This is a genomic window from Prosthecobacter sp., from assembly GCF_044378005.1.
Classification (GTDB): Bacteria; Verrucomicrobiota; Verrucomicrobiia; order Verrucomicrobiales; family Verrucomicrobiaceae; genus Prosthecobacter.
In genome coordinates this window covers 60,517-78,992 of the sequence record NZ_JBILYB010000009.1, presented here as the reverse complement: position 1 = coordinate 78,992, position 18,476 = coordinate 60,517, and the positions used below count along the sequence as shown (strand labels likewise).

Sequence of the window (18,476 nt, the reverse complement as noted above, 5' to 3'; positions counted from 1 at the left end):
ATGGCGCGCAGACGCTGGTGCCGGAGTAGAGTTGCGGGAACTTCGTGCCCTCCGCCGCCATGCGGTCGAGATTCGGCGTCTGGATGAGCTTTTGCCCGTAGCAGCCGAGGTCGCCCTGCGCGAGATCATCGCAGAGGATGAAGATGAGGTTTGGTTTTTCAGCGGCAGTCAGGGCCGTGGTGAAGAGAAAAGCAGCAGCGAGAAGTCGGAAGGCGGTCATGGGCGGCAAACTGAACGAACGCGAAGGCACAATCTGGCACTGGGTTGGGTCGATGAGGAGCCATTCACGGGCTTCAGCCAATGCGAAAAATGACTCGGCAGGCAGCTCATTTTTCGTTATTGTAATTATAAATATGCTTGTCCCTCCATATATCAGGGGCATAATATTAAGTTATATTAATTAACTTCGATCCTATGCCGCCCCTGCCTTTCGCATCCCACTCCGCCGGTGTGCCTCCAGCATTCAGAGTGGCCCTTTTGTTCCTGTGTCTTGGCTGGACTGGCGTCGCTGCGGCAGCCACCTCCAGCATCGTGGGCTTCTACCCCGTGGATGTCCCGGCAGGGAACTCAGCCTGGGTTTGCGGCCTCGTGGGTGCGGATCTTTACAGCGCCGAAGCTGTCAGTGTGACGGCAGATGTGGATGGCAAGGCGCTGGTCGAATTCTCCGCCCCTGGGTGGACAGAGGGAGCCTTTGATCTGCACTATGCCGAGCCGCAGTCCGGCTCCGGCGCGGGGCTGGCGATCGATATTCTCTCCAACACGACCACCACGCTGAAGCTCGGCTCCACCCCTGCGGCAGCGGGACTGACGAGCGGGATGACCTTCATCGTGCGGAAGCACGCCACGCTGGCCGGTCTGCTGCCGGATGGCGGCGGGCTCACCCCGTTTGGTGACACAATCAGCCTGTTCGGCAGCAACGGCCTGCAAACGACCTACTTTTTCAGCAACCTCTCCAGCACCTGGATCACCGTCCTCGGTGCTGATGCCAGCAACGCCATCGTGCGACCGGGGCAGGGGTTCGTAATGCAGCTTGGCAGCGCCAAAACAGTCACGCTGGGCAAAGGCGAGATCTGCTGTCTAAAGACCACGACCACGAAGATTCGCGTGCATGCCAATGTGCCGAACATCATCGGTGCCATGAACCCGCTGGGGGGAGCGACGACCACTCTGGGATCACTGGGCGTGACGACCAGTCTCCAGGCATTCAATGACTCCGTGGTCACCCTGGCCCCCGGCACGCTTGCCCAAACCGGCACCTACCTGAGCACAGGCAGCAGCCTGGTGAACAGCGGCACTGGCCAGACCTCCGACAGCACCACCCTGCCTGCGGGGGCAGGCGTCGTGATCAATGTGAACGCGAACAAGAACATCACCGTGGCTCCGGTGAGCGTGACGCCTTGATGCCTACCCACTTTGTCATGAACCCACCTTCCCTTCTCCTCGGTGCCGTCCTGGCCATGCTGGGCGCAGCCAGCCTGAATGCGGGCTCCATCACGCTCAGCAGCGTGGGTGGGGCCAAGTTCGCCACCAAGGAAGGTCAGCTCTTGCCACATGGCTGTGCCGTGCGGGTCGGTTCCTTCAATCTGCCGAATGCCACGCGAGATCAGATCCTCCCGGACAAAGGCGACTACGCCCAGCTCAAGACCGTCTTCAAACCGCTGGCCGAGGGGCTGATCGGCTCCGGGGGGGCCACGCAAAACGCAGGCGGGGGCACGGTGCTGCGCGCCAATAGCTTCCCTACTGAAGGCGATATTTTCGGCACGGTGGCGGACATCAATGCCACCTACATGCCGCCCGAGACTCAGCTTTACGTCTGGGTCTTCAATCACTCGAATCCTGACCTCGCCACGCAGTGGGGACTCTTCACCGCCGACACCTGGCTGGCACCTCCGGCGCTGGGAAATCGAACGCTGAGCACGACCTCCGTGGAGGTCCTGCAAGGCAGCACGAGTGGCAGCCAGCTCCGACTCATCGATGTACCTGCGACCTATGGAAACTGGGCCTGGCAGAGCTACTCCATCAACGCCTCCTCCACACTCACTGGAAGCGAGGCTGATCCCGATGGCGATGGCCTGGCGAACATTGCCGAATACGCCTGGAGACTGAATCCCGCCGCACGCAGCACTCCGCTGACCGCTTTGAATGCCGCGAGCAATGGCGCGACGGTTTCCTTCACCTTCAAGAGCCCGCGCAATCAGCCCGATGTGGCCGTGATCGCCGAGTGTTCCCCCGATCTCCGCACCTGGGAGCCTGCGGCCTCTGTCGTGATCACGAGCGATGCCGACTTCGATACCCGCCAGTGCTCCTCCAGCGCAGGCACACGCTACTTCTGGCGCGTGCGCTTTGAAAACGTCCCCTGAAACCCCATGAAACGCTTCATCCTCCTTCTCACCATGATGGTTCTGGGTCATCAGGCACAGGCAGCCACTGTCTCCATCTCCGTGAACAGCAACGGCGGCCCCATGTTTGCCACGAGTGCCGGCGATTTGCTCACCCTCGGCTCCTGCATCCGCATCGGCGTCTTCGACACCTCGGGTGGGAATCTGACAACGCTGCAAACCAGCAACGACTACTTCGCCATTGACGCGCTTTTCACTCCCCTGGGAGAAAGTGGAGGCAGCAGCGGCACCATCACACAGGCTGGGAACTCCGGCAGCGTGCTCATGATCAATGACCTCTTCGGCACCGGCAATGTGCTCGGGCAGATCGCCAATATTGATTCGGCCTACTTACCCGCCGGTCAGCAGCTCTACGCCTGGTTTTTTAATAGCGCCGCCCCACAAGGCTCCGAGCAATGGGGCATCTACACCTCCACCACCGGCTGGAATTTCCCCAACGGTCTCGGCTCCGAAACACTCTCCACGTTTGAGATCGACACAGTCATCCGAGGTTCCACGACTGGAGGACTCGCGACCACAGACCGCTTCAGCCTCTCGCCCGTGCCCGAACCGGGTGGATCACTCCTGATCCTCGCCGCGGGTCTCGTCCTCCGCCTGCGCCGCACACGCCGCCACACCTCCTTTTGACCATGCATTTCAGGCTACTCATCATCCTCCTTGGTGTCATGGCCGCCAGCGCTGCCACTGAGTCGTACGCTCAGCAGTCTGCCGCACGACTTTGGAATGAGCAGCTCCTCGGTGCCATCAGAATCAACATTCCGCATCCGCCAAGACACGCCCGCAATCTCCATCACCTCGCCACCGTCATGTATGACGCCTGGGCCGCTTACGACAGCACCGCCATCGGTTACATCCATCATGAGCGCGCCACGGCTCCAGGCAGTGTCGAAGAGGCACGCAGGGAGGCCATCAGCTACGCCGCCTATCGGCTGCTGAAGTCCCGATTCGCCACAGGCACAGGTGCAGCCACAACCAACGCCGCGCTGGATGCCCAGATGGTCTCCCTGGGCTTCGACGCCGGTATCACCTCCACCGCCGGGACCGCTCCCGCCAATGTCGGCAACCGCATCGCCGCCACCATCCTCGCCTGGGGACTTGCCGACGGTTCCGGAGAATCCAACGGCTACACGGACCCCGCGTATTGGAATCCACAGCCCGCCATGATCGTGCTCGGCAGCAGCGGGGCCGTCGGCGGCATCCCAAATTTCACTGATCCCAACCGCTGGCAGCCTCTCGCCCTCAGTGCTGCCTTCTCCCAAAACGGCATCCCCATCCCCGAAACCATCCAGCCATACGTCGGTGTCACCTGGCTCAGCGCCACACCCTTCTCTCTCGCTCGTGACAATCCCAACGAACTCTGGATCGATCCCGGCCCACCCTCCAAACTCGGCACCGCCACCGACGCCAGTTACAAAGCCGGTGCCCTCGAACTCCTCATCAAAAGCAGCCAGCTCAACAGCGAGACTTTGATCGACATCTCCCCCGGCGCTTTCGGAAACAATCCCCTCGGCAATGACAACGGCACCGGCCACACCGTCAATCCCGTCACCGGCCAGCCCTACGCCTCGAACATCGTCAAGCTCGGCGACTTCTCCCGCGTGATGGCCGAATTCTGGGCCGACGGTCCCCACTCCGAGACCCCTCCAGGGCACTGGCACGTCCTGGCGAACGAAGTTTCTGACACACCAGGCTTTGAAAAGCGCATCGGAGGCATCGGCCCCATCGTCAACGACCTCGAATGGGACGTGAAGACCTACTTTGCCCTCGCCGCCGCCACCCACGACGCCGCCTGCGCCTGCTGGAGCGTCAAACGCTACTACGAAGGCCCGCGCCCCATCACCATGATCCGCTACCTGTGCAGCAAGGGGCAGTCTTCCGACCCTGGCGGTCCCTCCTATCATGCTCAAGGCATCCCGCTCATGACAGGCGTCGTGGAAGTCATCACCGACCAGACCTCACAGCCAGGAGGCAAACACCAGTTCATCTGGGATATCGACTTCAAAAGTAATGTCTTAGGCGCCAACTACATTGGCAAAATCGCCGTCTATTCCTGGCCCAGCGAGCCTGGAGATCCCCTCACCCAGGCCAACACCGTCCGCTGGATGTTCGGCGAAGACTGGCTGCCCTACCAGCGCGCCAACTTCAACACACCCGCCTTCCCCGGTTACATCTCCGGTCACTCCACCTTTTCCCGTGCCGCCGCTGAAATCCTCACATCCATCACCGGTAGCGCCTACGTCCCAGGCGGCCTCGGCAGCTTCGTCGCCGAGCAGAACAACTATCTAAAATTCGAGCAAGGTCCGAGCCAGACCGTCACCCTCCAGTGGGCCACTTGGTATGACGCCGCCGACCAGGCCGGCCAGTCCCGCCGCTGGGGTGGCATCCATCCTGTCGAGGACGACCACCCCGCCCGTCTCATCGGTTCCCAGGTTGGCAAACAGGCATGGACCCTCACCCAGAAATACTTCACCGGCGAAGTCCTCACCGAAACCATCGTCCCCACCCAGACCTGGAATCCAAACGGCTCAGTCACCCTCAGCAGCACCACGCGTCGTGGCCTCTATTACCTTTGGGAATACAGCACCGATCTCCAGAACTGGACCCCGCTCACCAGCAGAAGTCAGGCGAAAGATGCCGCCCTCACCATCACCGATACCCCGCCGCCCGGCGAGCGCCGATTCTACCGCACGCGATGGGTGACCTCGCTGTAGAACGACTTTGCAAGTCGTACACTGGTGCCGTGAGTTTCCAACTCACGTCCCGGCGGGATGGAACCTCTTATTACTCCACCCGCTTCGCCTTCGACCTGCCGCCATTCCACAGATCATACTGCGGGTCGGCATAAGTTTCGAAAAAGGAACTCAGTTTGCCGGACATCTCACTCGTGGTGGACTCCGTGCCCGGCTGGCCGAACAAATTGAAGCGTTCCCTCGGGTCCGTCTCCATATCGTAGAGCTCATGCGGGCCGTTCGGATGCCGATGCACATACTTCCACCGCTCCCCGCGCACCGCACGGCAGGTTTCCATCTCGTAGAAAACTGTGTTGTCCCAGTTCGCAGCTTTCTCACCACGCAGCACAGCGGAGAAATCACGCCCTGGCAGCTTTGGCTTCGTGGGCAGCTTTTCACTCAAACCGAGGTGGCCGAGCAGGCTGGGAACGAAGTCATAATTGCTCACCAGCAGGTCTGAAGTCACTCCAGCAGGCACGACGCCCGGCTGGCGGAAGATCAGCGGGATCTGCATCATCAGCTCATGCGCACCGATGGGCCGCGTGTGATCACCCATGCCCCAGATTCCATTCTGCCCGCCCATCCAACCCTGATCCGAAGAGTAGATGACGAGTGTGTCTTTCTCCAAACCCAGCCGCTTCAGCGCCGCCATCACCTCGCCCACGCCATCGTCCACTCCGCTGACCTCCGCCGCCATGCGACGCCGCGCACGTGGGTCATTGTGGAACTGCTTGTTGTGATGCTGCCAGGGATGCATCGCATCGCGCGGGAAGCTTTGCAGTTCCTTGTCGGCATAGTAGGCCGCGTGGCGGTTCTTCGACTCATTGAGCATCAGATTGCCGAGTGAATACGGCCCGTTGTAAGCGAGGTAGAGAAAGAATGGCTCGTTCTTGTTTGCCTCGATGAATTCGATCCCACGCCGCGTCCAGTAGTCCGTCGTGTACTCCGCCACCTTCGTCACCTGTCCATTCTCGATGATCTTCTGATCATAAAACTCCTGAGTGCTTCCATCTGGCTTCGTCACCCAAAAGCCGAAGCCCTCGTTCGGTGTCAGATTCGCGCCGAGATGCCACTTTCCACTCAGCCCGCAGGTGTAGCCCGAGGCCCGGAGGATCTCGCCGATGGAGGTGAACTCCGCGAGTGTGTTGTAAGCCTCCGGCCCCATCATGAACTTGGGATCGAGAAACGAATGCACCCCATGCTGCGAGGGGATGAGCCCCGTGAGAAACGTCGCCCGAGTCGGCGAACAAACGGCATTGCTGCTTAGTGCCCGAGTGAACTTCACCCCACCCGCAGCCAGGGCATCGATGTTCGGCGTGCGGATGTCGGGATTGCCATAGCACCCAAGCGTCCACGCTCCCTGATTGTCCGTGAGGATGAAGACGACATTCGGCTTCTTTGCCTGCACTGAAGCCATGGAGGAAAGGACGCAGAGAACGGCAAGGACGTATCGCATGACGACTAAACGCCACCAACGCTGCGGGATTGCACTCAGCGTCGGAGCCCCTGCACACGGCCCTGCATGTCTTCCAGCACGGGAGCCAACTCGATCTTCTGCTTCACACTCGCTTCGCGGAGAAAGAGCATCGGGTCCTCGGCCACGAGCTCGTCCATGAACTTCCGATCCTGCTCGGCGAGGCGGTCGCCATCAGGATCATTGCCGCGCAGGCTTTTCATGTCGCCCCTCATGCGGCCGACCATGCGCTTGCGATCCTCGGCGGGCATGACTTTCAGCCCGCGATCAATGATCTCAAAGAGCGGCTCGATGGTCCGGTTCACATATTCCTTCTGCTCCTCCTCGGTCAGCGAGGCGAAGAACTTGTCGAGCGACTCCTGCGCATCCTCGCGCAAGCTTTTGCGCTGGCCGATGTCCAGCCGCTGGTAGTTCATGATCACCTTGGCCAGATACTGGCGGCGTTTTTCATCGCTCGTTTTTTCACCCGAAAGCCACGGCGCCTGCTCCACCAAGTCCTGCACCTTGCCTGGCCAGGCGACGAGGTCATCCGTCTGATGCATGATCACCGCCACGATTGTCCAGATGCCGACAAGCAGCCCGGCAGCGGTGATCCAGATGCGTTTTCGAGACATGGCAGATCAGCGTTTAAAGCGTTTGGACACAATGCCGATGAACTCACCCGCTTCCTCAACTCGGAGCTTTTGGGTCACAAAGAAATAGGCCGCCGCAGCAAGGGTGACGGTGACTCCCAGCGAGCCTGCCTGCATCACAAAGCCCATCTTCGCCCAGCCTGCGAGCAGCGTAAATTTCGCCGCGAAGCATACACCCGCCATGAGTGCCACACCGACCAGCAACTTCGTCAGTGCCTGTGTCAGAGAGCGTGTCTCCAAACCTCCGGCAAACTTCCTCATGCAGAGGTAGAGCGTCGCGAAGTTCAGCAGAAGGCCGATGGCAGTGGCCCAGGCGAGCGCAGTGTGATCCCACTTCAGGACGAAGACGGTGAAGGCGTTCACGCTGGCGGTGAAAGCAATCACGCCGAGGCTCGCGATCATGGGGATAAAGCGTTTGCCAATCGTATAGAAGGAAGGCTGGAGCACCTTGATGGCCGAGTAAAACACCAGCCCGAAGGCATAAGCCTGAAGCGGCCCAGCCGTCGCGGCGACATCGGCAGCCGTGAACTTTCCATGCTCAAAGAGGATGGAAACAATCTCATGCGACAACAGCGAGAGACCGACAGCACTTGGCAGGGTGAGGAAGAGCACAAGCCTCAATCCCTTTGCCAAAGCTCCACGAAACGCAGGCGTCATGCCCTCAGTGGCTAGTCGGGAGAGCATCGGCAGAGTCACGGTCGCCACCGCGACCCCAAAGAGCCCGAGCGGAAGCTGCTGAAGCCGCTGCGCATTGGCGAGCCAGGCACTGGCGGACTCCCTGCCTGGAGTCAGAGAAGCAAAGATGGAGTTTAAAAACACGCCAATCTGGGTGCCGCCCGCAGCGATGAGCGAGGGCCACATGAGATGCAGCACCTCGCGAACACCCGAATCCTTCCAGCCAAAATCGAGACCGAAGGTGAAGCCAACCTTCTTCAAAGACGGAAGCTGGATGCCGAGTTGAAGCACCCCGCCGATCAGTGTGCCAATGGCAAAACCCGTCAGCCCTTTCTCAGTGATGTTTCCTTCTCTAAAACCAGGATCAAGCACCCAGGCCATGGCGATCCCACCCACGATGCAGCCCAGATTGAAGAACGCCGACGCCACTGCGGGGATGAAGAAAATGCGCTTCGAGTTCAGCATGCCCATGACCAGCGCAGTTACCGAGACCAGCGCGATGAAGGGATACATAATGCGCACGAGGTGAGTGCAGAGTACGATGCTGTCTGGATGGAAACCGGGATTCAACATCTTCACCAGCCAGGGTGCCACCGCGATGCCAGCCATCGCCACCATGCTCATGAAACAGATGGAAAGCGCTAGCATCTTCCGCCCGAGCACCCAGGCAGCTTCATCACCCTCGTTCTTGATCTTCTTGGTAAACGTCGTGACAAACGCCGTCGAAAGCGCGCCTTCAGCGAATAGGTCACGCAGCATGTTCGGCGTGCGAAAAGCCGCTGTGAAGATGCCCGTGAAGTGCGCTCCGAAGAGGCCGTTGAGAAGCTGATCCCGCACCAAGCCGAGCACACGGCTGCACAGGATGGCGATGGAGACGATGCCCGTGCTCTTGGCCTGCGAACTAGTGTCTTTCTTCGGCTCGCTCATGGGAGAGTTAGTGTTTCACCGCCGCGCGACGCAGCTTGTCCATCATGGCGATGCCCATGCCATGCTCGAACATCGGCTCAGCAATGATTTCATCGACGCCGAGGCCATCCAACTCGCGCAGCACATAGAAGAAGCGCACCGCTGCTTCGGGCAGCTTGCCTTTGCCGGGGCTGAGGATCTGCACATGCACCCACTCGGTGAGGCCGGTGTAACCGTCGCTGGCATCGCCGCGATAGCTCATGAGGGCATAGCGCTTGCCGGGCTCGGGCGTGAAATCCTCGGGCTTGGTCAAAAGGCGCAGCGGCGTGCGCGGAGCGTAGTGGCTGGCGAGCTGGCCGGGGGCATCGGTGGCCTCGTCGATGACACTGCGGACGAGGTGCTTCACTTTGCCAAAGGCCTTCAAATCATCCGGCGTGATCGGGCCTGGGCGCAGGATGGTGATGATCGGCTTCGGCGATCCTGCTTCGATCTTGATGATGGTGGACTCAATGCCGCAGAGGCAGGCACCACCATCGACGATGAGCGGTATGCGTCCGTCGAGCTCGTCCACGACCGCATTGGCCGAGGTCGGGCTGATGGAGCCAAAGCGGTTCGCGCTTGGTGCCGCGATAGGTTTCCCCAAAGCATCCGCGACTCGACGGAAGACGGCGTTTTTGCTCATGCGCACCGCCACGGTGGGCAGGCCAGCGGTGACGATGTCAGGCACGCAGGGCTTCTTCGGCAAAACGAGCGTCAGAGGTCCTGGCCACATCTTCTCGGTGATCTTCTGCACGATGGCCCGAATGTCCTCAGGCACATCCGCAACTTCATCCAGCATCTTCTTGTTCGGCAGATGCACGATGAGCGGATCAAAGCTGGGCCGCTCCTTGGCTTCGAAGATCTTCGCCACGGCTTCCGGGTTCAAAGCATCCGCCGCAAGGCCATAAACGGTCTCCGTGGGAAGTGCCACGACCTCACCCGCCTTCAACAGCCGCGTGGCTTCCTCCACGGCTTTGTGCAAGAGAGGGCCTGTATCGGTCTGGAGAATGGGGGTCATGGTATTTTGGCGATTAAGCTTCTTTGCGCTTCAACTGCGGGAAGAGCACGACGTCGCGGATGCTTTCGGCTCCGGTGAGCATCATGATGAGGCGGTCGATGCCGATGCCAATGCCACCGGCGGGGGGCATGCCGTGTTCGAGGGCGGTGATGAACTCTTCGTCGATCTTCTGGGTCTCTTCGCCGGCCTGATGCTCCAGACGTTCGCGCTGGACGATGGGATCGTTCAGCTCGGAGTATCCGGGGCTGATTTCCTGGCCGTTGATGATGAGTTCATAGACATCCACCAGCGCGCTGTCTTCGGCGTTTTGTTTGGCCAGAGGCACGAGTTCCTTCGGCGAATGGGTGACGAAGAGCGGGTTAAAACTCTTCTCTTCCACGAGCTTCTCGAAGGCCTTCTGATCGAGTTCGTAATGCTCGTCGCTCACGCGGATTTCCTGCACGCCCAAGCTGTGCGCGCGTTCGACCTTGGCTTCTTTGGTGAGCGTGAACCAGTCTTCACCGGCAGCAGCTTTGACCAGATCATGGTAGCGACCACGCTTCCACGGGCGGGTGAGGTCGATGGTCTTTGTCACGGCACCTTCTTCGTCTTTGTGCTCGATGACGAGCCCACCGCAGAACTTCTCCGCGAGGTGGCAGATCATGCCTTCGACGAGGTCGGCCATCTGCTCGAAGTCGGCGTAGGCCCAGTAAGCTTCCAGCATGGTGAACTCAGGATTGTGGCGACGGCTCACGCCTTCGTTGCGGAAGTTGCGGTTGAGTTCGAAGACGCGGTTGAAGCCACCCACGAGCAGCCTTTTCAAATAAAGCTCGGGGGCGATGCGGAGGTACATCTTCTGATCCAGCGCATTGAAGTGCGTCTCAAACGGACGTGCAGCAGCACCGCCGGGAACGTCCTGCATCATCGGTGTCTCGACTTCCAGGAAGTCGCGGCCATGCAGATACGCGCGGATCTCGGCGACCATCTTGCTGCGGGTGACGAAGACCTCGCGGCTGCGGTCATTCGAGATGAGGTCGAGGTAGCGCTGGCGGTATTTGATCTCCTTATCCGCGATGCCGTGCCACTTGTCCGGCAGCGGGCGCAGCGCTTTGGAAAGCGGCGTCAGCGTCTTCACATGGATGGAGCGCTCGCCGCGCTTGGTGATGAAAGTGAAGCCCACCACGCCCGCGAAGTCGCCGATGTCGAGGAGGTCATTGAAGAGCGCGTAGGCATCGTCGCCCACATCGCTTTTGCTGAGGTAGCATTGGATGCGTCCGGAGATGTCGCCGAGGTCAAAGAAGGTCGCCTTGCCCATGACGCGGCGGGACAGGATGCGTCCCGCGACCTGGACATCCAGCCCTTCGACGAAGTTCGCCTTCAGCGTGCCTGGATCATTGGTGACCTCAAACTTGCCGCCAAACGCCGCGATGCCGCGTTTCTGAAGCTCCTCCAGCTTGTGGCGGCGGACTTGCAGAAGTTCGGACTCGGTCGGTTCGGGGGCGTCGGGCGTGGGATTCATGGCGTGGGACTCGGAATGAGGGGCCGTGTCCTTAGCCGGGCAGGCGGACTTTGCCACTGCAAACCTTGCCCGCCGTCAGGCAGCTTTAGTTGAGCCTGCCTCGGAAGAGCTGCTTCAACACATCGCCGAGGTCGATTTTGTCATTCCGGTCGTGATCCCGGTCACGATCAGAGCGCGGCGGGATCGGTGTGTTTGGCAGCGGCTGAGGTGAAGACAGCGGAGGCAGGTCAAAGTGACGCTCCTGCACCCCTGCACCACGACCGCTGTAGGAGCGTCCCTCCATCTCGACGCGCCTCAGCATGGGGTTGCGATAGCCGAGCCGACCGAGTTCTTCGAGATGCTGATCGATGTCCCGAAAATAGGGGAACATGCTGCGGACAAAGCCCGCCTGCACCGCCATCAACTGCGAATCGCGGGAGGAATACTCCGCCATGTGAAAAGAACGATAGGCTTCACCCAGCGGGATGTTGGCGTTGTTGCTGTGCGCCCGGATTTGACTCGCCAGGCGGCTCACGTCCAACTGGAGATCGACCAGAGCGCGCATGAGCTGCCCATCAGGACTGGCGGCGGCGACGTTGAAGCGCTTGCAGTAGGCGACAAAGGCCTGATGCAGCGTGCGGGTGGTGCTTTGCAGAGACTCCACCTCCTGAATGAGGTAGGACCCCTGGCCTGGACGCGCGGGATAGCGGTCGTCCGGCACGATGATGGGCCGCTGGCCCTGTGCCTGAAGCGCGAGTGGCAGGGCTAGAACCGCACCGAGCACGGCCTGGAGAAGGAAGGAAGTTTTCATGAGGCGCTGATGCTATGAGAAAGACAGCATCAAGGGCAATGATGAAATCAGAGGCTTGCGCTCGTAGTTCGGGCTTCAGCCCGTTTCTTTGAAGGTCTTTTAAGCGCTCGACACCCCCGGAACGGGCTGAAGCCCGAACTACGAGCTTGCTACAAGCGCGCGTCGTCCCAACCAGCGCCGCAATCGAGTACGGGCTAGTTTTTCCATCTCTTCAGCGCTTCTTCATCTCCCACACGGCTCAAATAGTCCCTCGCGCTCGACCACGGCCACTCCTGCCATTTGGCGACGTAGCCATGACGCACCGGATTGTGATGGATGTAGTTCACCGTGGCCCAGCCGTGGGCTTCGTTGCGGATCTACCGGTCTGCCACGCTGTGCCAGACGTGACGTCCGCGTTGAGCGTCCTCGCCATTCCAAACAAAGGACGCACGACCATGCAACTTGCCCAGAGCCACCAGCGTCTGCTTCATGTCCGGTGTTTCGAGATAGAGGTGGTAATGATTGGGCAACAAGCACCAGGCGTGAAGCTGGCATCCTTCCAAAATGGATAGCAGCTCTTCGGAGAATGCATCCATGCGTTCGGGTGCAGCGCCGATGATCGGCTGATGCTCGTAGCACGCGGCCGTGAGGTGAAACTCACCCGCTCCACCCAGCGGATGCGGCGGCGTGTGCCAGGGGCGGCTGCGGAGTTTGCGCCACTGGAGGACGTTCTCCCGCTGTTCGTGAGTCATTCGCCGCCATGCATACATGGCGGGAGTTTGTAGTTCGGCCTTCAGGCCTTCAGGCCTTCAGGCCGTCAAGGTTCGTCGTTTGGGTTTGTAGTTCGGGCTTTAGCCCGTTCTTTGACGTCACAAACCACCAAGAACGGCCTAAAGGCCGAACTACAAACACGGAACGGGCTGAAGCCCGAACTACGAACAGAGCTTCCGCGCTTCGGCGAGTGCCGCATCGACCTTGCTCACGTCCTTACCACCTCCACGCGCAAAATCGGGTTTACCGCCGCCTTTGCCGCCGACGAGGGGGGCGATGGTTTGGATGATTTTGCCGGCCTGTACTTTGGACTGGTGGTCTTTGCCGACGTTGGCCATGAGGGTGACGTTGCCGCCGCCGGTGGCGGCGAGGACGATGATGCCGGTGAATTGAGATTTGAGGGCGTCGTTGACGGCCATGGCGTAATCGGCGTCAACGTCACCGAGGTTGGCGATGATGACGTTGCCTTCGGCGGTGGCGAGGAGGTCTTTGGCTTTGCCGCTGGCTTCGCGCTGCTGGGCGGACTTGAGGGCTTTTTCGAGCTCTTTTTGCTGCGTGAGCAGTTGGTCGAGCTTCTTCTCGAGGTCGGCGGCACCTTGAGCGCTGACTTTGCCGGCGAGGAGCTTCAGGAGGTCGGCATCGGCTTTGGCGGCGTTGTAGGCTTCGAGGCCGGCGATGGCTTCGATGCGGCGCACGCCAGCGGCGACGGCTCCTTCGGCGACGAGGCGGAAGAGGCCGATTTCGCCGGTGTGGCGGGTGTGGGTGCCGCCGCAGAGTTCCATGCTCCAACCATCCAATGCATGCGCTTTGCCGCCGATTTGCACGACGCGGACGTTCTCGGGGTATTTTTCGCCAAAGAGCTGCATGATGCCGCTGTTGGCCTTGGCGTCGGTGTAGGGCACTTCGGTCCAGGAAACGATGTCGTTGGCGACGATGCGCTCGTTGACGAGTTTTTCGATGTCGGCGAGCTGCGCGGCGGTCAAAGCGGCGCTGTTGAAGTCGAAGGTGAGCTTGTCCGGCGTGACGTTGCTGCCTTTTTGCGTGGCGTCCTGGCTGACGACCTCGTGCAGCGCCCAATGCAGGATGTGCGTGACGGTGTGATGACGCTCGATGGCGTGACGGCGCGTGGCATCGACGGCGACGCGGACACTGGAGCCGACGGCGGGGGCATCTTCGCCTTCGATGAAGTGCAGCCAAGTGTTGCCGACTTTTGTCGTGCTGGAGATGGGGAAGGCGTTCGCGCCGATGATGATCTGGCCGCTGTCGCCGATCTGGCCGCCCATTTCGGCGTAACAAACGCTGGAGTCGAGCACCACCGCCGTCTTGTCCTTCATGGCGACGACTTCGAGCACCTTGGCATCGGCTTCGAGCGTGTCGTAACCGATGAACTTCGTGGCGTCCTTGGTTTCGATCTCGCTGACGGAGACGACGTTTTTCTTCATGGCGGCGCGGGCACGGGCACGTTGATCCTCCATGAGTTCATCGAATGTTGCTCGCTCAACAGTCAGCCCTTGTTCCCGAGCCATCAATTCCGTGAGATCAAACGGGAAGCCCTCTTGGTCATATAAACGGAACGCTAGTTCACCAGAAATCATCTTGGTTATGGAACCATCCTCGTTTCGGTTGGAGACAACCAACTCGCCTTTTCCACCTTTCCCCCAGCGCATCCCGTCACCCCCACCCTTCGATGGGTCCGAATCGCGCGAACGTGCACCAGCAACAGCTTCTTCGAAAAGCGCGATCCCCTTATCCAGCGTCCGATTAAACGCCTCTTCCTCCAGCTTCAGCACGGCTTTGACCTGCTCTTTCTTCACGCGGAGTTCGGGGAAGACATCCGCCATCTGCGCAGCGAGGACATCGACGAGCTTGTAGAAGAAGGGCTCTTTGAACTCGAGCGTGCGGCCATACTTCACGGCGCGGCGGAGGATGCGGCGGAGGGTGTAGTTGCGGTCGCTGTTGCCGGGCTGGATGCCGTCGGCGATGGAGAAGCTGAGGGTGCGGAGGTGGTCGGCGATGACGCGGAAGGCGACGTCGATCTTTTCCTGCTCGGTGACAGGGATGACGTGGCCCTGCTCGTTCGCTTTGGGCAGCGTGCTTTGGTAGTGCTTGCCGCTGAGTTTGGTCAGCTCGTCGAAGATGGGTTTGAAGACATCGGTGTCGTAGTTACTGATCTTCGCGGTTTCGAAGTCGGTGAAGTTTTTCGTGCCCTGGATGATGCTGGTGAGGCGCTCGAAGCCCATGCCGGTATCCACATGCTGCGCGGGCAGTGGGGTGAAGGTGCCGTCGGGGTTGGCGTTGTATTGGATGAAGACGTTGTTCCAGATCTCGATGCAACTCGCGTCGCTGCCGTTGACGAGCTTCGCGCCTTCGCGCTGGCGGTCCTCGCTCAGCTCGATGGGGCCGGGCGTGAGGTCGATGTGGATCTCGGTGCAGGGGCCGCAGGGGCCGGTGTCGGCCATCATCCAGAAGTTGTCCTTCTTGTTGCCGTTGACGATGTGGATGTCGGGATCGAGGCCGACGGAGCGGAATTTTTCGGCCCAAAGGTTCCAGCTTTCTTCATCGCGGTCGGCGGGGTCGCCTTTGTCTTTGTTCGGCTGGTAGATGGTGGCGAAGACGCGGCTCGGGGGGAATTTGAAGCGCTCGACGATGAGCTCCCAGCTCCAGGAGATGGCTTCTTTTTTGAAGTAGTCGCCGAAGGACCAGTTCCCGAGCATCTCGAAGAAGGTGTGGTGGTAGGTGTCGAGGCCCACGTCTTCGAGGTCGTTGTGCTTGCCACCGGCGCGGATGCACTTCTGCGTGTCCGCCGCGCGGGTGGGCAGGCCTTTGGCCAAAACGCCGGGCCAGGTGTCCACGTCCGCGCTGCGCTCGCCGAGGAAGATGGGGACGAACTGGTTCATGCCCGCATTGGTGAAGATGCGTGCGCCATCGCGGCTGGTGTAGCCCACGTTGTCACTGGGGACGATGGTGTGCTGCTTCGACTTGAAGAAGTCGAGGAAGGTCTGGCGGATCTGGGCGGCGGTGGGGACGGCGGACATGGGCGGGAAAGAGGGCGCGGAGGATGGCGAGGGAGGCCGAGGGGTCAAGCGTGGCACCAGTGCCCGACTCAGCGCTGCGCCTCCAGTGCCGCCAACCTCTCCCCGATGGGCGGGTGGCTGTAATGCAAGAGGACGGTGAGAGGATGCGGCTGAGGATGCGCGAGGTGGTCGTGGGAGAGTTTTTTCAAACCGGAGATCATGGGCTGCGGACCGCCGACGGCTTTGACGGCGTAGGCATCGGCCTGAAACTCATGTCTGCGGCTGACGGCGAGCCCGAGCAGTCCGGTGAGGATGCCGAGCGGGCGATAGATGATGCCGAAAAGCACGAGGCCCATGCCGACAGGCGTGCCCTGGACGCCAAAGGCGGCGAAGAAAGCGGGCGACTTCAGCACCCAGCCGAGGATGGCGAGCATGAGGCCCATCTCAATAAACCCGAGCGCCATGTGGACGGGAACATGGCGGCATTTGTTGTGCCCGATCTCGTGGGCCAGGATGGCGAGGACTTCCTCCTGGGTGTGGTTTTGCAAAAGGGTGTCGAAGAGGGCAATGCGGCGCGTTTTGCCAAAGCCAGCGAAGAAGGCATTCGCCTTCGAAGAGCGGCGGGAGCCATCGACGATGCTGACTTCCTTCACCGGGAAATCGAGTTTCTGGGCGAGGGCGAAGATGGCCTCACGCAGCGCGCCATCTTCCAGCGGGGTGAATTTGAGGAAGATCGGCATCAACACGCGCGGCGAGAGGAAGGTCATCAGCACGCTGAACCCGACCAGAAAAAGCCAGGTGTAGAGCGGCGCGAATGGCTGGGTGTGGAAGAACCAGACGATCACCCAGGCGACGGGCAGACCGATGACGGCCATGAGGACGAGGCTCTTGAAGTGATCGCCGATGAAGGTGCCGACCGTGGTGCGGTTGAAGCCGTGCTTCGTCTCCACGCCAAAGGTATCCCAAATCGAAAAAGGCAGGCTGAGCCAGGTCTGCGCCAGCATGATGATGGCGAGCACAATGACGCCAGTGGTCACAGGGCTGTAGCCGAGAAGCTCCACCTCGTTCTGCAACACGCCGAAGCCACCGCCCCACCAAAAAGCCACGAGCACGGCCAGCGCCGCTGCATCCCGAGTGAAGTCCACCCGCGCTCCGTCGGTGATGTATTCCTGGAGCTTTTCCCGGGTGTCTTCGGGGAAGACGTCTGCCAGCATGGCCGGGATGGGTTTGCCGAGACGGGCGAGATTCAGCAAAAGGGCGATGAGTTCGAGATGGAACACCGCCAGCAGACCGAGCACGGCGGTGGCGAACCAAGGATTGGCGAAGGTCATGAGGCGTGAGGTGGCAAAGGGTGGATAAAACGAAAAAGCAGGCGGTTTCCCGCCTGCTTTTTTGAAATGGGTTTGGATTCGAGGTGGCCGCTTATTCGGCGTTTTCCTCGACGTAGCGGACGACGTCACCCACGGAGAGAAGCTTCTCAGCTTCTTCATCAGGAACGTCGATGCCGAATTCTTCTTCGAAGGCCATGACCAGCTCAACAGTGTCGAGGGAGTCAGCTCCGAGATCTTCGATGAACTTGGCTTCCAGCGTCACCTGTTCAGGGTTTACGCCGAGCTGCTCGACGATGATGTCACGGACTTTGTCTTGGATGTTGTCTGCCATAGTGGGGTGGGGGATGTGCGGCGGAGAGGTAGCGTCTCGTTCCCCTTTGGCAAGAGCGAATTCTTGGATTTTTGGCGAGGCTGAAAATGCCTGTTTCTCAAGGGATCAGGACAAATCGGCAGGGGGGGCGGCGGGCGCAATTTCCTCGGGCTGTACTTTCTCGATCAACTCGCCTTTGAAGTTGGCGAGAAGTTGCTCCAGCACGAGCACCGCTCCGTCGTATTTGAGATCGTCGATGATCACCCTCTGCTCGGCCCCGCCCTCGGGGCGATGCCAGACATAGGCCAGGCCCTTGGTATCCCAGGGGCGCTTGTCCACGCGGAAGACCTCGGTGAAGAGCACTTTCTTCCCCTCGGGAGAGATAAAATGGTCTGTCTCTCCAAGCAGTACCTTGTTTTTGTTCACCAAAATGAGCCCCGCGACAAAGAACGCTGCCAGCAGCGTGCCGCCGCCCCACCAGAACTGTTCGTGAATCTCTTTCTCCGTGTAGCGGTGTGGTTTCTCCGGCCAGCCGTGCTCGGCAGCATAGGAGACCCAGCGCGGCGGCTCACCGTTGCGGCCCGTAGGCCAGCTCTGCTGGCTGGCATTCTCGATCCAGAGGTCGAGTTTTCCAGCCGCCTTGGCCTCGTCAAAAGTCTTGAGCACCACCTCATCAAACCAGGTCTTTTTGTCGGCGATCTGATTGGCCTTCGGGTAACCAAACTTGCCGTCGTAGATAAAATAAAGCCCAAAGGTGGCCATCATCGCAGCCATCATGCTCATGCGCCGGAAGTACCACGGCGTGACACGGCAGAGGATGGGAAACTGGAGCGTTGGGTCGGCATCGGCTGGCATGGCGTATTTCAAAGCCACGTCCGGGCACCTGCGCAACCGCTGAATTGATGCGAAAA

The 18,476-nt window shown here is 60.4% G+C and carries 16 protein-coding genes; 4 read left to right on the top strand and 12 right to left on the bottom strand.

Features of this window, described 5'->3' with window-relative positions; genetic code table 11:
• Positions 1-220 (bottom strand): sulfatase-like hydrolase/transferase (locus AC6FTP_RS03725; protein ID WP_497205558.1); only part of this gene is annotated, 220 nt, incomplete at its 3' end.
• Positions 221-477: 257 nt separating this feature from the next.
• Between AC6FTP_RS03725 and AC6FTP_RS03720 the strand changes: the two genes are divergently transcribed.
• From AC6FTP_RS03720 to AC6FTP_RS03705, 4 genes are read left to right on the top strand one after another with little or no spacing between them, the layout of a single operon-like run.
• Positions 478-1,401 carry a hypothetical protein gene (locus AC6FTP_RS03720; RefSeq protein ID WP_497205557.1) on the top strand — a complete coding sequence of 308 codons (924 nt, stop codon included), beginning with the start codon at positions 478-480 and terminating at the stop codon, positions 1,399-1,401.
• 17 nt (positions 1,402-1,418) lie between these two features.
• A complete protein-coding gene (locus AC6FTP_RS03715) occupies positions 1,419-2,360 on the top strand; it encodes a hypothetical protein (RefSeq protein WP_497205556.1) in 942 nt (313 codons plus the stop codon).
• A gap of 6 nt (positions 2,361-2,366) precedes the next feature.
• Positions 2,367-3,026 carry a hypothetical protein gene (locus AC6FTP_RS03710; protein ID WP_497205555.1) on the top strand — a complete coding sequence of 220 codons (660 nt, stop codon included), beginning with the start codon at positions 2,367-2,369 and terminating at the stop codon, positions 3,024-3,026.
• Positions 3,027-3,028: 2 nt separating this feature from the next.
• Positions 3,029-5,110, top strand: a complete 2,082-nt coding sequence (locus AC6FTP_RS03705; protein ID WP_497205554.1) for a vanadium-dependent haloperoxidase — start codon at positions 3,029-3,031, stop codon at positions 5,108-5,110.
• Between the two features lie 70 nt (positions 5,111-5,180).
• On the opposite strand, the gene AC6FTP_RS03700 is transcribed toward AC6FTP_RS03705, so the two are convergent.
• The 11 genes from AC6FTP_RS03700 to AC6FTP_RS03650 form a co-directional block, all read right to left on the bottom strand.
• Positions 5,181-6,584 carry a sulfatase family protein gene (locus AC6FTP_RS03700; protein ID WP_497205553.1) on the bottom strand — a complete coding sequence of 468 codons (1,404 nt, stop codon included), beginning with the start codon at positions 6,582-6,584 and terminating at the stop codon, positions 5,181-5,183.
• Positions 6,585-6,619: 35 nt separating this feature from the next.
• Positions 6,620-7,216 (bottom strand): hypothetical protein, encoded by a 597-nt coding sequence (locus tag AC6FTP_RS03695; RefSeq protein WP_497205552.1) that lies wholly within the window; start codon positions 7,214-7,216, stop codon positions 6,620-6,622.
• Positions 7,217-7,222: 6 nt separating this feature from the next.
• On the bottom strand, positions 7,223-8,836 hold the full coding sequence (murJ, locus tag AC6FTP_RS03690; RefSeq protein ID WP_497205551.1) for a murein biosynthesis integral membrane protein MurJ: 1,614 nt from the start codon (positions 8,834-8,836) through the stop codon (positions 7,223-7,225).
• Between the two features lie 7 nt (positions 8,837-8,843).
• Complete coding sequence (locus tag AC6FTP_RS03685) at positions 8,844-9,872, bottom strand: L-threonylcarbamoyladenylate synthase (RefSeq protein WP_497205550.1); 1,029 nt, start codon at positions 9,870-9,872, stop codon at positions 8,844-8,846.
• A 13-nt stretch (positions 9,873-9,885) separates the two neighbouring features.
• The gene (lysS, locus tag AC6FTP_RS03680) at positions 9,886-11,370 is read right to left on the bottom strand and encodes a lysine--tRNA ligase (protein ID WP_497205549.1); all 1,485 of its coding nucleotides are present in this window, start codon (positions 11,368-11,370) and stop codon (positions 9,886-9,888) included.
• Between the two features lie 85 nt (positions 11,371-11,455).
• The gene (locus AC6FTP_RS03675; RefSeq protein ID WP_497205548.1) at positions 11,456-12,160 is read right to left on the bottom strand and encodes a hypothetical protein; all 705 of its coding nucleotides are present in this window, start codon (positions 12,158-12,160) and stop codon (positions 11,456-11,458) included.
• 356 nt (positions 12,161-12,516) lie between these two features.
• Positions 12,517-12,891 (bottom strand): transposase, encoded by a 375-nt coding sequence (locus tag AC6FTP_RS03670; protein WP_497205547.1) that lies wholly within the window; start codon positions 12,889-12,891, stop codon positions 12,517-12,519.
• 180 nt (positions 12,892-13,071) lie between these two features.
• Positions 13,072-15,945, bottom strand: a complete 2,874-nt coding sequence (gene alaS, locus AC6FTP_RS03665) for an alanine--tRNA ligase (RefSeq protein WP_497205546.1) — start codon at positions 15,943-15,945, stop codon at positions 13,072-13,074.
• 68 nt (positions 15,946-16,013) lie between these two features.
• The gene (locus AC6FTP_RS03660) at positions 16,014-17,255 is read right to left on the bottom strand and encodes a M48 family metallopeptidase (protein ID WP_497205545.1); all 1,242 of its coding nucleotides are present in this window, start codon (positions 17,253-17,255) and stop codon (positions 16,014-16,016) included.
• A gap of 91 nt (positions 17,256-17,346) precedes the next feature.
• Positions 17,347-17,586, bottom strand: a complete 240-nt coding sequence (locus AC6FTP_RS03655) for an acyl carrier protein (protein ID WP_170266653.1) — start codon at positions 17,584-17,586, stop codon at positions 17,347-17,349.
• 105 nt (positions 17,587-17,691) lie between these two features.
• On the bottom strand, positions 17,692-18,420 hold the full coding sequence (locus tag AC6FTP_RS03650; RefSeq protein WP_497205544.1) for a hypothetical protein: 729 nt from the start codon (positions 18,418-18,420) through the stop codon (positions 17,692-17,694).
• Positions 18,421-18,476: the final 56 nt, after the last annotated feature.